Raw genomic sequence first — 11,885 nt, 5'->3', positions numbered from 1 at the left:
ATCATCGCCGCTCTTTTAAACAGGAGTCTCAGGATGAATGCTGTCGTTATCCTCTGCACTGCGCCTGATCAGGCCACGGCAGACCATCTTGCCGCCTTAGCGCTGGAGGCCAGACTGGCAGCCTGCGTGACACTGCTGCCGGGTGCCACATCCTGGTATCTCTGGCAGGGCAAAATGGAGAAGAGCAGCGAAATCCAGATGCTGCTGAAGTGCGACAGCGATCATCAGCAGGCGCTGTGTGAATTGCTTAAAGAAGCACACCCTTACGATGTCCCCGAATTGCTGGCGCTGCCGGTTCAACATGGAGATAGTGAATACTTGTCATGGCTGCACGCATCTCTCGCTTAATTACGCTTCTGCTGACGCTGTTTATCTGTCTGCAGGCGCACGCATCCCTCTTTTCTAATCCGGCGACCAGCCGCTTTGTGCCCGTTGATCAGGCGTTTACGTTTGACTTCGACCAGCAGGGCGCTCAGCTTAATCTGCACTGGAAAGTGAAATCGGGCTATTACCTCTATCGCCAGCAAATCCACATCACGCCGCAGAACGCGACCCTCGCGCCGCTGACGCTACCGGCTGGTCAGCCGCATGAGGATGAATTCTTTGGCAAAAGTGAGATCTATCCGCAGGACCTGACGCTGCCTGTGATACTGCAACAGGCGGGCACCAGTGCCACACTCAGCGTGACATATCAGGGTTGTGCCGCCGCCGGGTTCTGTTACCCCCCCGAGACGCGCAGCGTACCGGTGAGTGCGGTAGCAGCCAGCAGCGCACCTGCGCCGGTCAGTGCACAGCCCACGCCCTCTAATCCGCTGCCCTTTTCCCCGCTCTGGGCGCTGCTGATCGGCATCGGCGTGGCATTTACGCCCTGTGTGCTGCCGATGTATCCGCTGATCTCCGGCATTATCCTGGGCGGAAATCGCCACTATTCGCTGGGCCGGCTATTTGCGCTGGCGATGGTTTATGTTCAGGGAATGGCGCTGACCTATACGCTGCTGGGCCTGGTGGTCGCGGCCGCGGGCCTGCGCTTCCAGGCCGCGTTGCAGCACCCATATGTGCTGTTGACGCTCTCCGTGCTGTTTATCGTGCTGGCCCTGTCGATGTTCGGCCTGTTTACGCTGCAACTGCCCTCGAGCCTGCAAACCCGTCTGACACTGTGGAGCAATCGTCAGCAGGGGGGATCGCTGCCCGGCGTCTTTCTGATGGGCGCGCTGGCCGGCTTGATCTGCTCGCCCTGCACCACTGCCCCGCTTAGCGCTATTTTGCTTTATATCGCGCAGAGCGGAAATCTTTGGGCCGGTGCCGGGACGCTGTGGCTCTACGCGGTCGGCATGGGATTACCGCTGATCGCTGTAACCCTGTCTGGAAATCGACTGCTGCCGAAAAGCGGTCCGTGGATGCAAACCGTCAAAGAGGGCTTTGGTTTTGTCATCCTGGCGTTGCCAGTCTTCCTGCTGGAACGGGTACTGGGCGACGTGTGGGGATTGCGACTCTGGAGTCTGCTTGGCGTGGCGTTCTTTGGCTGGGCGTTCAGCGTCAGCCTGCGTGCCAGCAGCGGTAAGTGGCGCGTGGTGCAGATTGTCATGCTGGCTGCGGCGTTAATCAGCGCACGTCCGTTACAGGACTGGGCATTTGGCGGTCAGGCGGTACAGCATGCTGTGGCACCGCTGCCGTTCCAGTCCCTCCAGACGCCGCAACAACTCGATAGCGCGCTGCAGCAGGCACATGGTCGCATCACTATGGTCGATCTCTACGCAGACTGGTGCGTCGCCTGCAAGGAGTTTGAAAAATATACCTTTAGTGATAGCGCCGTGCGCGATAGCCTGAGCAAGGTAAAGCTACTACAGGCTAACGTCACAGCCAACAGCGCCAGCGACAACGCGCTGTTGCAGCACCTTAGGGTGCTGGGCTTACCGACCATTTTGTTCTTTGATGCGCAGGGCCGTGAAATCCCCGACTCGCGCATCACCGGGTTTCTCAATGCCGCCGATTTCCAGGCGCATTTGCAGAAACTTACCCCATAAACAACACTGGACAGGTCATTGCCCGGCGAAATTGCCGGGCCTGCATACCAGAGGAGAGTCACTTGCAGCGTGAACAGATACTCGAGCATGCATTGAATGTGCTTGAACAGAACGGCCTCGCCGCCACCCTCTCATTGGAAACCCTGGCGGGAGAGACTGAATTAACGCTTGATCGGCTTCAGCAGTTCTGGCCCGATCGCGACGCGCTGCTTTATGATGCGCTCCGCTATCACGGCCAGCAGATTGAAACCTGGCGCCGTCAGATTCTGCTGGATGAATCTCTGTCGCCGGATCAGAAACTGATGGCACGCTATGAAGTCCTGAGTGAGCAGGTCAGCAAAGGCCGTTTCCCGGGCTGCCTGTTTATCGCCGCCTGTAGCTTCTACCCTCAGCCCGATCAGCCCATCCATCAACTGGCCGAGCAGCAAAAACGCGGCTCATGGCAGTTCACCCATGACATTCTGGTGCAACAGGAGCTGGATAACCCAGGTATGGTGGCCGATCAGATGGAACTGATCCTTGAAGGTTGTCTGAGCAGGCTACTGGTGAAGCGTAATGTGCAGGATGTCGCCACCGCTCAGCGGCTGGCGGAGGATGTCTACAGCATCGCGCTGTGCCGCAAAAATGGCGCGCTGGCCTGAGGTTTTACCCGCTTTGACTGAAATTCAGGCAATCAGTCACGTTTCCTGGGGTTTTTTAGTGAAAGCCGTTGACGACCCGCGGCCTTTACGGTTTAATGCGCCCCGTTGCCCGAATAGCTCAGTCGGTAGAGCAGGGGATTGAAAATCCCCGTGTCCCTGGTTCGATTCCGGGTTCGGGCACCACAATTTAAAGAAACCCGCCTCTGGCGGGTTTTTTGCGTGCTGAGGCGAACCCGTTATCGAAGGTTCGATATACTCGCCACATCCTGTGGCTCGCCCTCCGGGTCGCGCAGGCGCGCGAGGCAAAAATGCTCCCGGCATTTTTGTCCGGGTTCGGGCACCACAATTTAAAGAAACCCGCCTCTGGCGGGTTTTTTGCGTGCTGAGGCGAACCCGTTATCGAAGGTTCGATATACTCGCCACATCCTGTGGCTCGCCCTCCGGGTCGCGCAGGCGCGCGAGGCAAAAATGCTCCCGGCATTTTTGTCCGGGTTCGGGCACCAAAATTTAAAGAAACCCGCCTCTGGCGGTTTTTTTGCGTTCTGGAGCGCCAGATTCTACACCTCAGCAATACTTTTTTATGCCACTCATCTTCGCTAAAGCCGATCCGCATTTCGTGCCTGACTCCGTTTGATGGTCAGTGATCTCTGGTGGTGGGTCAGATCGCCCGCCATATTTCTTTGGGTAAACGGATGAATTAACGAGTTTCTCCCGCGCTTACTCTTTAGCGGTCTGTTTAATTGCCGCATAGCGGGCTATCAATTGTTTCAGGTGCATCTCCAGTTGAACTCTGGCTGTGACAGGCAAGGGTAAACCGGCAGGATTTGCGGACAACTCGCGCAGTTGCTCCTCAGCCGGTATGGATCGATTAAATGACTGCATTGAGGAAAAGACCACTGACTTCAGCTCACTCACCGTCATATATTTTCCCTTCTTCTCATCCAGCCCGTTTAGCCTGTCACTCAATTTCTGTAGCGCTGTCATCCCCTCATGCCAGCCATTCAGGCGGTCTGTCGGTAGTGCTGCAGCGTTAAGCTGTTGCTGCCAGTGCAATGCCATAGATGTTGCCTGCTCTGGCCACAGTACCCTGGCCTGCTCAATCAACATCCGGCTATAGTCAATATTCCAGTCAGCAGGTAATTCATCCAGCCGGGCAAGCTGCTGCTGCGTCTGAGTGAGGAGTTCCTCGGGTAGTGGAGACTGCTGGCGTAATTGCGCCAGTTTGTCAGGCGCAAGAACTGCAGGTAATGGTGCCAGCGAGGCGGCAAGCTGAACCCTCAGCGGGGAAGGCCGTTGAATAAGGTGCCAGCTCCACAATGCGGCAGCGCTTATCAGCAGCATGGTACACATCCCGGCCGTAAAGGATTTCCACTGTTTCACCGGCGTGGGCACTGTCGCCAGCACATCCACATTCGGCTGCGGTTCCGGCTGCGCAACGTACACCCATTTCACTGTGCCGCCTGGCGTCTGGATATCTTCAGGCGAACCATCCGTATGCTCTCTGGTGGATGCGGCAGCCGCATTCGTCACGGAAGCTGGCGACACAATACCAGACTGATTTTTTAACCCTGAACAGGTTGTATCATCACTGTTTTCCAGCCGGACAGCACTGTTGTGCAGCAGTGTTCGCAGGGTATCAAGCTGGCTCAGATGCTTAAGCTCCAGACGCTGTAATACTTCTCCCAGCCGGGTAAGTTTTTGCTCTGCATGATAAAGCTGGCTGAGGTCGCTGTAATTCAGCGGGATCATACGCATCAGTTGATGCAGACGCTGACTCAGACTGCTGAGAATTTCCATACGAGCATGGACAGGCTGAGGCCATAGCGCACCCCACTGGTGACTTATCAGGGCTTCCAGTATCGCCAGCCCTTCATTGAGACCGAATAATCCGGTTAGCTGCGTGCGGGCCAGCGTATACCAGGCCACTGTCTGTAGCTCCACTCCATTTTGTTCAAACAGCGAGAGGCAGAGTTTTTCGACATAATGCCAGTTAACATCAGGACGCGCCGGATGTGTCAGCTTACTCAGTTCATCGCGAAGGGCGGCGTAATCCGATAGCGTACGCGGATCGCCACCGGTTTTAATTTTACGTTGGGTGATGTCATTCATGACAGGTTGTCCATTTGACGGATCTGAAACAGTGGAAGAGGGTTTGTATAGGGAGTTGCGGATTCGCTTTCAGATTGTGTGATTCTGCAGAAATAGTGGTACTGACCGCTACGGCAGGAGCGCCAGAATCAGATTAAAAAACGTGCTTTCATCGAAATGCTGTACAGGCAGAGATAAAGCATCTGGCGACATAAAAGACCAGCCACCCGAATTACCTGACCGCATGCACAAACGCCCCAGGAACGTTATGCCGCCTGCTGCATGGAGCGTCACCTCCACACATCCGGTCACGCCCTGACCGTAAAGAAATAGCGGCATAAACTTTACGATCCTGTCGTCGTGACGCAGAACGATAGCAGAAATATCAAAAACCCCACTCTCCACCAGCAGGTCCGTCACGGATGTACTGAGCGTCTCTACCTTCAGTCCGGTATCCACCAGCCACACGTCGATCTGCTCCTGAAGCTGCGTCATTCGCAGGCGAAACTCCGCGATATCGGCCTGCGTTTTGCTGGTAAACGAGACAGGCGCGGGTTGTCTGGCCCGTAGTTTTTTGAGGAACTGCGATTTTACTGTCATGGTGTTGCCTGACCTTACATACGGGTTGCTGTGTCGAGATACTGCTGCTGTTTAAGATGGCGCAGGAGAACACGCCCTTCGGGCATAAACTCCGTGCCATATCGCACCAGTCCAACCCCTTTAAGTTCAGCGTCAATGGCATAGCGCAGTTCGCCGGGAATATTCTGCTGCTGAAGAACAACATCTATCTTTTTCAATCGGGGTTCATATTTGAGCAGCACGGCCGACAGCGTGCCCATCAGCTCATGGGCCGTTCCCGGCATCCCCTGCAGAATTCTGGTCATATCGGGCAGGCCGTAATCCGGCAGATGTGCAAGCGTGCCGGCACGGCAGTTAAGGATGCGCTGCATATTATCGAGTACTGACAGGATGAGCTGATTTTCCTCACTGACCTGGTTGAGACCAAGGCCACCGGTGAAATGGCCGGTGAGCATTTCATACAGCGAAGGTGTGTTATGTCCCTGGGTCATCAGCGGTCCTTGAACGGCAGTAGTGTCAGATGATTGTTACCCGCTTCAAGAATGCGCGGCTTATCGGGATCGAGGTCTTCACGCTGTAACACCCGCTTCCAGGTGTTGTTGTCAGTATCCGGGTGGCGGAACAATCCCACCACCGCCACAAACTGCGCGTCGGCCTCCATCGGCATATTCAGGCTGACATCACCGCCCGGCTTCACCACCACATCACGGCTGGCAAGCAGGTCGGCTTGCAGAATGGCCTCTCCCTCTTTCAGCAGCTGTTGGTAGACCGTTTTGTCAAAGTTATTGCGGTCTTTCAGCTGGTAAACCCGGACCACCACCGGTTCAGACAGCGAGTTACTTTCCCGTGAATCGGTGTTCAGCGCTTCACGTGCGGTGAAATCCAGATGCAGCACATTAATCTTTTTATAAAACAGAGCGTTAAATGCCGATTTGGTGCCCTCAGTGATGCCCTGCGTTACCCCGCAGCCCGTCAGACTGCATGCCAGCAGTGCAGGTAGCCAGCACGCGGGATTAATCAAATGTGTACGTAACATGTCGGTTTCCTTGTTGTGGTGTAGCGGGCTGCAGGCCGGTGTAATAGCCCAGTTCCGTGGTAAAAGTCTGCGGGATGTCGTCCGGCAGATTATCTCTCTCCACACCCAGTACGCCGTTCATACCCAACCAGAAAGGACCGTCGCCGAGCGGTGGAGCGGCCAGCAGATGAGTCCGGGTGGTCAGGGTGATTTTTGCCTTAAAACGCCAGCCAAGATAAACGCGCAGCATCACCAGAAAATCCTGATACAGCAGGCCATCCGGCTTCCAGCTTTGCGACTCCTGCTCATTATCTGTGGACAGAGCAATCAGCAACTGGCTGTTGGCATCCATCGCCTCTTCGCCAAGCGGCGTGTTACCGTCCAGCAGAAAATCGTTATCACCGTAAAACCCCAGAGGCTGACTGACCTCCACAGGCCGAAGACAGTAAGGACTGACCTGCACAGTGGTATCCGGGGCCAGCAAAGTCACCAGTCCCTGCATCCCCTCCTGGGTTTTACCGGGCTGTTGCAGCACACCCAGCAGCGCCAGAAAGCGGGAGACGGGTGTGGCAATATGGTTAGCGGTGCCGGGAATACCCAGCCCCACCAGACCCAGAAGCGACTGCGAAATGGTGTCGGTCCCGCCGGGCTCAAATGTGGCCGGGTAAGAATATTTACGCCAGATGCGGTAAAACTGCGTCAGGATGCGGTGGCTGAAGATATCCAGAAACCCCTGCAGCGCTTCATGCCCTTCACGGCGCTGAGTGATGTCATCAAGATAGGTGGTCGGCAAGGGGGAATCGACACCATACATCCCCATAAAGGTTGTTCGGATGAGCGGAGGCCTGCTGTCATCAGCCTCGTCATAGTCGACAGCTTTCAGTTCACTGACCGGAAACCCCATTCCCGGATGCGGTGCAAATCGCACCGGGTCATCCGCCGGATGATTGGTTGAGCCCATTAGCGGCCCGCCGGGATTACGCTTCTCCAGCAGCTGACATAAACGGTAAAAGTTAATGCGGTGAAGATCAGCTTCCAGTCGCGGGCTCAGCCGGGAATGCGGCGGTTGTGCTTTTCTTCCCATTGCAGGCGTTCTCCGGTCGGTTGCAGGATAATAATCAGGCGGTTAAACAGGTAGATATCGGTGTAGAGCGCGAAGAAGCGACTCAGCATCTCGCCAAATAAACAGATGCGCGACCTGTTGCTGGAAGTGCTGGGGAGAGACCATCACGCCTCTTCCCCATAACGGCTGTTCCGTTCTCATTGGCTTCCTGCCTTAGCTTACGATTTTGCCTTCGGCATCCGGGAAACCAGTGACAGGTTGACGTCCATCCCTTCCACCTGAAAATGCGGCACCGCATACAGCTTCACGCGGAAGAAGCCCGGGTTATCCTCAATGTCTTCCACCACCACTTTCGCATCGCGCAGCGGGTGTGAGGCCTGCAGCTCGTCGCCCGGATCGGTCATCTCCGTGACCAGACTGCGAACCCAGGTATTGAGCTCCAGCTCCAGCAGCCGGCGGTCTTTGGTGGTGCCGATGTTTTCGCGCTGGATCAGCTTCAGGTAGTGGGCAATACGCGACAGCAGGAAGATGTACGGCAGACGGGCATTGATGCGGCTGTTGGCCGTCGCATCGGCGGTGTCATACAGGGCAGGCTTCTGCGTGGAGTTTGCCGAGAAGAAGCAGGAGTAATCGCGGTTCTTATAGTAAGAGAGCGGAATGAAGCCCAGGTTTGCGAACTCAAATTCGCGGGTTTCCGGGATCATCACCTCTGACGGGATCTTCACCTGATTACCCGTACCCAGATCGTACAGATGAATCGGCAGGTCCTGAACGGCGCCCCCGGCCTGCGGGCCACGGATCTGCACACACCAGCCGTTGCTGATGAAGCTGCGCACCATGTTGGACGCAAAGGCAAACGCGGCGCTGGTCCACAGGTATTTGTCGTGATCCGGGCCTTTCACTTCCTCCACGTAGCTGAAGCTGCGCACCGGCACGGTGTCCGGGCCGTACGGCAGCCGGCCCAGCACGCGCGGCATCACCAGACCGATGTAGCGGGCATCGTCCGTCTCGCGGAACGATTTCCACTTGATGTATTCGGCGCGGTCAAAGTAGTTGCCGATGTCCCTGATGGCCGCCACCTCCTCCATGCTCTCTTTCAGGAAGAATTTCGGGCCGGCAGAGCCGATAAACGGCATGTGCGCGGCGGCAGACACTTTGGAAATACTGCGCAGCAGGGCGACATCCTGCGCAGACGCATCAAATTCGTAAGCGGAAATCAGCGCGGCAACCGGCTCCCCGCCCGGCGTGTCATACTCATCGATATAGGTGTGTTTATAGAGGCCGCTCTGGATGATTTCCGGGCTGTCTTCGAAGTCCTGACGCAGGTCTTCTTTGGACATATCCAGCAGCTCAATCTTCACGTTCTGGCGGAAATCGGTTTTGTCGACAAGGGATTTGACGCCGCGCCACAGGCTCTCTGTTGCCTGAAAGGCCTCATGGTGCATGACGGCGTCAAGCTGGCGGCTAATCTGCCAGTCCAGCTCCGCGATATGGTGGTCAATCAGGTGTTTGTCGAGTTTTTCAACCTTTGAGCCCGCCCTGGTCAGGCACTCCAGAAAAACCTGCATGCCCGCCGTCAGCCGCTCGTCCGCCGTGGCCTCCGACATCGCCTGCGCGTCCTGCCAGGTGTCCAGCGCACTCAGCGCGGCGACCGGCGTCAGATTGATTTTTTCAAACAGCGAGGCATAAATCCCGCCGGCTGCAGGACGTTCCTGCACCACACCTTCGCCAGCCGCGGCACTGCCGTTTTGTACAGACATCAGCATCTTCCTTATTAATCCGTTAAATCGTTATGGCTGTTCAGGGGCCAGGGCTGAAAGTTCGGCTCTGAGCTCTGCGCTTAGCGTCGGGTCGAGCAGGATGTTTTCCAGTGCTTTGCGGAACGTCTGGTTGTCCAGCAGGTTCGCCTTTAAATCACGCAGTAAACTTCGCATGGAAAGCATGGCTTTCAGCTGGGGAATCTGGCGGGAGACCTGCTCCGGGGTGAAATCCTTCATGCTACGGAAGGTCAGGCTGATGTTGTCTTCGCTGCCGTCACCGGCCAGCGTGTTTTTAACCGTCAGGTTTACTTTCGGGGAATATTCAGAAAGCACGGCGTCAAAGTTATTTTTATTCAGGTTAATTTTTTTGCGCTCGGACAGGGGCGCAGACGCCTGACCGTTACTGAAGTCGCCCGCCACCAGTAATTTCAGCGGGAGCTCGGTTTTTTTGCCTGCGCCTCCCGTGTGCAAATCAAGTTTTAAATTAATGCGCGCTTTGGGTATTTCGGACTGAAAGGAAGAGTCAGACATGGTTGTCCCTGTTCTATGAATTGACAGAAGCGGTCAGTGCCAGTGAGAAATAAACGGAAAAGTAAGACCCGGCCAGAACAGCTTCACGTTTCACGTCATCCGACGTAAATCAGAAATCCGGAATTAAAAGCGGGCGTATTCCCTTCACCAGCATGTCGACACGGTATTTCTGAGTCATTTGTCTGAAATGAAAAAATTCAGATAAAACCCAGTAGGCGGAGTGTAGGAACGTTGAATGCCTGAGCGTAAACGGAAAGATGTAACAGAATATTACCGATGCTGATTTTAACAAGCCCGAATCATCATGATGATTTATAAGAATTTTCCTGCGAATCCCGATAAGGTCTTACAGAATAAGGGTGTGCAGTAAGCGGCTGATTTACATTAATCACTAAGCAGTACGATTTTCCATCAGTTGCGCGAAATATCTGATTTATGGCTTTATTCAATAAACGGGAAGCAGGAGAAGATAAATATTTAAAAAAACAAACAGCATTTACTGTGTTTCAATAAAAATTAATCGCTTGGTTAAATCGGTGTTATTTATTTTGCTGAACTAAAATGACAACGCTGGTTAACAGATTGTTTCCGGAATAGTGAAATGACGCGTGCAATGACACGATATGAATGAGGGGGAAATAGAAATCACGTCTGCGACCTGCACATGTTAGCCGCTGCTGAATAAACATGAGCAGGAACAACAATCGTTCGGATGCAGACAGAGTGAGTCAGACAATGATGAGATGTGCAGCGTTTAACAGAATTATTTAATGCTCCGGCGGTCATGAGTCCAGGTACTATATCTCTGCACAGGTAATCGGATTTCTGGAACCCCTCATGCTCTGCTGCTTACTTTTCCTGTCAGCCATCGTTCCGGGCTTTAAGTAAATTAACCGGCCAATACGGGCTGTCTGGCCCGGATCCAACCGGTTTATGCTCAGTCACAGGAGATAGCGCTTAACTTTATACCGCAGCCGTAAAGTCTGCTCGCTCACGTTATATTCGCTTCAGCACGCCACCCACACCGCTCCGGCGTCCGCTGATTTCACGCATTGCGCCACCCAGCGCACGCCCGCTAATCCGGCATGCACATCGGGATACCAGAAATCCTCAAGGAAGGCAGAGTCGTGGCGATCGGTCGCATCCATAGCCAGTGCGAAGCGGCGATAAAGATTCGACCAGGCTTCAAATAATCCCTCGGAGTGCCCTCCGCCAATGCGGTCCTCTTCCAGCGCGCGCGGGCTGAGATAGCCCATGCCGCGCTCCAGAATCCGCACGGGTTCGCCCTGCACTTCGTATCGCAGCTGGTTTGGCTGCTCATCCCACCACTCCAGACTGGCTTTCGATCCAACCACGCGGATCTTCTGCCCATGCATCGATCCGGCATTTACCGCCGACGCCCAGAGCGTGCCGACCGCGCCGTTGTCATACTCCATCATCACAAAGGCGTTATCCTCCAGTGGTGCACGCGACGTGACAAAGCTCTGGCGGGAACAGAGCAGACGCGTCACTTTTAACTGCGGCAACATCGTTTCAGCGATAAATAGCGGATGCGTCGCCAGATCGCCTAACACGTAACTCGGGCCAACAAAACGCGGATCGACCCGCCAGCGGGTGCTTTCACTCTGTAGCTCCACCGCTTCATTATGGAAGCCATGAGCAAACTGCATATTCACGATGCGGATCTCTCCCAGGGCCCCTTCGGCAATCATCTCTCTGGCCTGATGAACCAACTGATGCCCGGCATAACCATAAGTGACGCCAATAATTTTCTGCTTCTCACGACTTAGCTGCTCCAGCTCATCGGCCTCTTCGACCGTAAAACAGAGCGGCTTCTCGCATACAACATGTAGCCCGGCATTGAGTGCCGCCCGACAGATGGCGAAATGGGTATTGTTAGGTGTGGCGATCGACACCGCTTCTATGCCATCTTCGCGCCCTGCTTCCCCGGCGAACAGGCTGGCATAATCGGGATAACAGCGTTCAGGTGCCACACCCAGCGCCTGACCGAACTCGCGCCCACGTACCGCATCAAGATCAAACGCGCCCGCCAGCAGCACAAAGTTACCGTCACGCTGTGCCGCCGAACGATGGATATAACCAATCTGACTGGTGCCGCCGCCACCGATCATGCCCCAGCGAAGTGAGCGATTAGCCGCTTTTTTACCGTTAATCATGCTGTTG

General features: G+C 55.0%; 11 protein-coding genes, 1 tRNA gene and 2 pseudogenes. 4 read left to right on the top strand and 10 right to left on the bottom strand.

Annotation, left to right across the window (positions count from 1 at the left end):
• Positions 1-33: 33 nt before the first annotated feature.
• The 4 genes from cutA to AC6I77_RS01755 all read left to right on the top strand — a co-directional run bounded on the left by cutA (position 34) and on the right by AC6I77_RS01755 (position 2,848).
• Complete coding sequence (cutA, locus tag AC6I77_RS01770) at positions 34-348, top strand: divalent cation tolerance protein CutA (protein WP_003848322.1); 315 nt, start codon at positions 34-36, stop codon at positions 346-348.
• Positions 324-2,024: a protein-disulfide reductase DsbD gene (locus AC6I77_RS01765; RefSeq protein WP_438477249.1), complete on the top strand. Its 1,701-nt coding sequence runs from the start codon at positions 324-326 to the stop codon at positions 2,022-2,024. The genes cutA and AC6I77_RS01765 overlap by 25 nt, the downstream gene beginning before the upstream one ends.
• Before the next feature lie 62 nt (positions 2,025-2,086).
• Positions 2,087-2,665: a division control transcriptional repressor DicD gene (gene dicD / locus AC6I77_RS01760; RefSeq protein WP_003848326.1), complete on the top strand. Its 579-nt coding sequence runs from the start codon at positions 2,087-2,089 to the stop codon at positions 2,663-2,665.
• A 107-nt stretch (positions 2,666-2,772) separates the two neighbouring features.
• Positions 2,773-2,848: transfer RNA gene (locus AC6I77_RS01755), tRNA-Phe, on the top strand.
• Between the two features lie 534 nt (positions 2,849-3,382).
• Here AC6I77_RS01755 and AC6I77_RS01750 read toward each other — a convergent pair.
• The 10 genes and pseudogenes from AC6I77_RS01750 to AC6I77_RS01705 form a co-directional block, all read right to left on the bottom strand.
• Complete coding sequence (locus AC6I77_RS01750) at positions 3,383-4,774, bottom strand: VasL domain-containing protein (protein WP_438477250.1); 1,392 nt, start codon at positions 4,772-4,774, stop codon at positions 3,383-3,385.
• A 108-nt stretch (positions 4,775-4,882) separates the two neighbouring features.
• Positions 4,883-5,353, bottom strand: a complete 471-nt coding sequence (locus AC6I77_RS01745; RefSeq protein ID WP_003855575.1) for a hypothetical protein — start codon at positions 5,351-5,353, stop codon at positions 4,883-4,885.
• 14 nt (positions 5,354-5,367) lie between these two features.
• The gene (gene tssE / locus AC6I77_RS01740; protein ID WP_003855573.1) at positions 5,368-5,823 is read right to left on the bottom strand and encodes a type VI secretion system baseplate subunit TssE; all 456 of its coding nucleotides are present in this window, start codon (positions 5,821-5,823) and stop codon (positions 5,368-5,370) included.
• Positions 5,823-6,368: a type VI secretion system lipoprotein TssJ gene (gene tssJ / locus AC6I77_RS01735; protein WP_003855571.1), complete on the bottom strand. Its 546-nt coding sequence runs from the start codon at positions 6,366-6,368 to the stop codon at positions 5,823-5,825. The genes tssE and tssJ overlap by 1 nt, the downstream gene beginning before the upstream one ends.
• A complete protein-coding gene (tssG, locus tag AC6I77_RS01730) occupies positions 6,346-7,431 on the bottom strand; it encodes a type VI secretion system baseplate subunit TssG (RefSeq protein ID WP_314509791.1) in 1,086 nt (361 codons plus the stop codon). Before tssG ends, tssJ begins: the two co-directional genes overlap by 23 nt.
• Positions 7,395-7,553 (bottom strand): annotated as a pseudogene (locus tag AC6I77_RS01725) (type VI secretion system baseplate subunit TssF); the annotation flags it as partial. The gene tssG and the pseudogene AC6I77_RS01725, both read right to left, overlap by 37 nt.
• A pseudogene (locus tag AC6I77_RS01720) lies at positions 7,537-7,611 on the bottom strand (hypothetical protein); the annotation flags it as partial. The pseudogenes AC6I77_RS01720 and AC6I77_RS01725, both read right to left, overlap by 17 nt.
• Positions 7,612-7,628: 17 nt before the next feature.
• Positions 7,629-9,176 carry a type VI secretion system contractile sheath large subunit gene (gene tssC, locus AC6I77_RS01715; RefSeq protein WP_438477251.1) on the bottom strand — a complete coding sequence of 516 codons (1,548 nt, stop codon included), beginning with the start codon at positions 9,174-9,176 and terminating at the stop codon, positions 7,629-7,631.
• 24 nt (positions 9,177-9,200) lie between these two features.
• Positions 9,201-9,701 carry a type VI secretion system contractile sheath small subunit gene (gene tssB, locus AC6I77_RS01710; RefSeq protein WP_003855638.1) on the bottom strand — a complete coding sequence of 167 codons (501 nt, stop codon included), beginning with the start codon at positions 9,699-9,701 and terminating at the stop codon, positions 9,201-9,203.
• Between the two features lie 1,007 nt (positions 9,702-10,708).
• Entirely contained in the window at positions 10,709-11,878 is a 1,170-nt protein-coding gene (locus AC6I77_RS01705; RefSeq protein ID WP_003855639.1) for a Gfo/Idh/MocA family protein, read from the bottom strand.
• Positions 11,879-11,885 lie beyond the last annotated feature (7 nt).

The organism is Pantoea sp. X-Soil-ISGK-259, from assembly GCF_059730705.1.
The sequence above is the reverse complement of the archived record's forward strand: the minus strand, read 5'-3'. Positions and strand labels throughout refer to the sequence as shown.

Coding starts and splice junctions, on each gene's coding strand:
- cutA (WP_003848322.1), top strand. CDS start 34: ATGAATGCTGTCGTTATCCTCTGCACTGCGCCTGATCAGGCCACGGCA.
- AC6I77_RS01765 (WP_438477249.1), top strand. CDS start 324: ATGGCTGCACGCATCTCTCGCTTAATTACGCTTCTGCTGACGCTGTTT.
- AC6I77_RS01750 (WP_438477250.1), bottom strand. CDS start 4,774: ATGAATGACATCACCCAACGTAAAATTAAAACCGGTGGCGATCCGCGT.
- AC6I77_RS01745 (WP_003855575.1), bottom strand. CDS start 5,353: ATGACAGTAAAATCGCAGTTCCTCAAAAAACTACGGGCCAGACAACCC.
- tssE (WP_003855573.1), bottom strand. CDS start 5,823: ATGACCCAGGGACATAACACACCTTCGCTGTATGAAATGCTCACCGGC.
- tssJ (WP_003855571.1), bottom strand. CDS start 6,368: ATGTTACGTACACATTTGATTAATCCCGCGTGCTGGCTACCTGCACTG.
- tssG (WP_314509791.1), bottom strand. CDS start 7,431: ATGGGAAGAAAAGCACAACCGCCGCATTCCCGGCTGAGCCCGCGACTG.
- tssC (WP_438477251.1), bottom strand. CDS start 9,176: ATGCTGATGTCTGTACAAAACGGCAGTGCCGCGGCTGGCGAAGGTGTG.
- tssB (WP_003855638.1), bottom strand. CDS start 9,701: ATGTCTGACTCTTCCTTTCAGTCCGAAATACCCAAAGCGCGCATTAAT.
- AC6I77_RS01705 (WP_003855639.1), bottom strand. CDS start 11,878: ATGATTAACGGTAAAAAAGCGGCTAATCGCTCACTTCGCTGGGGCATG.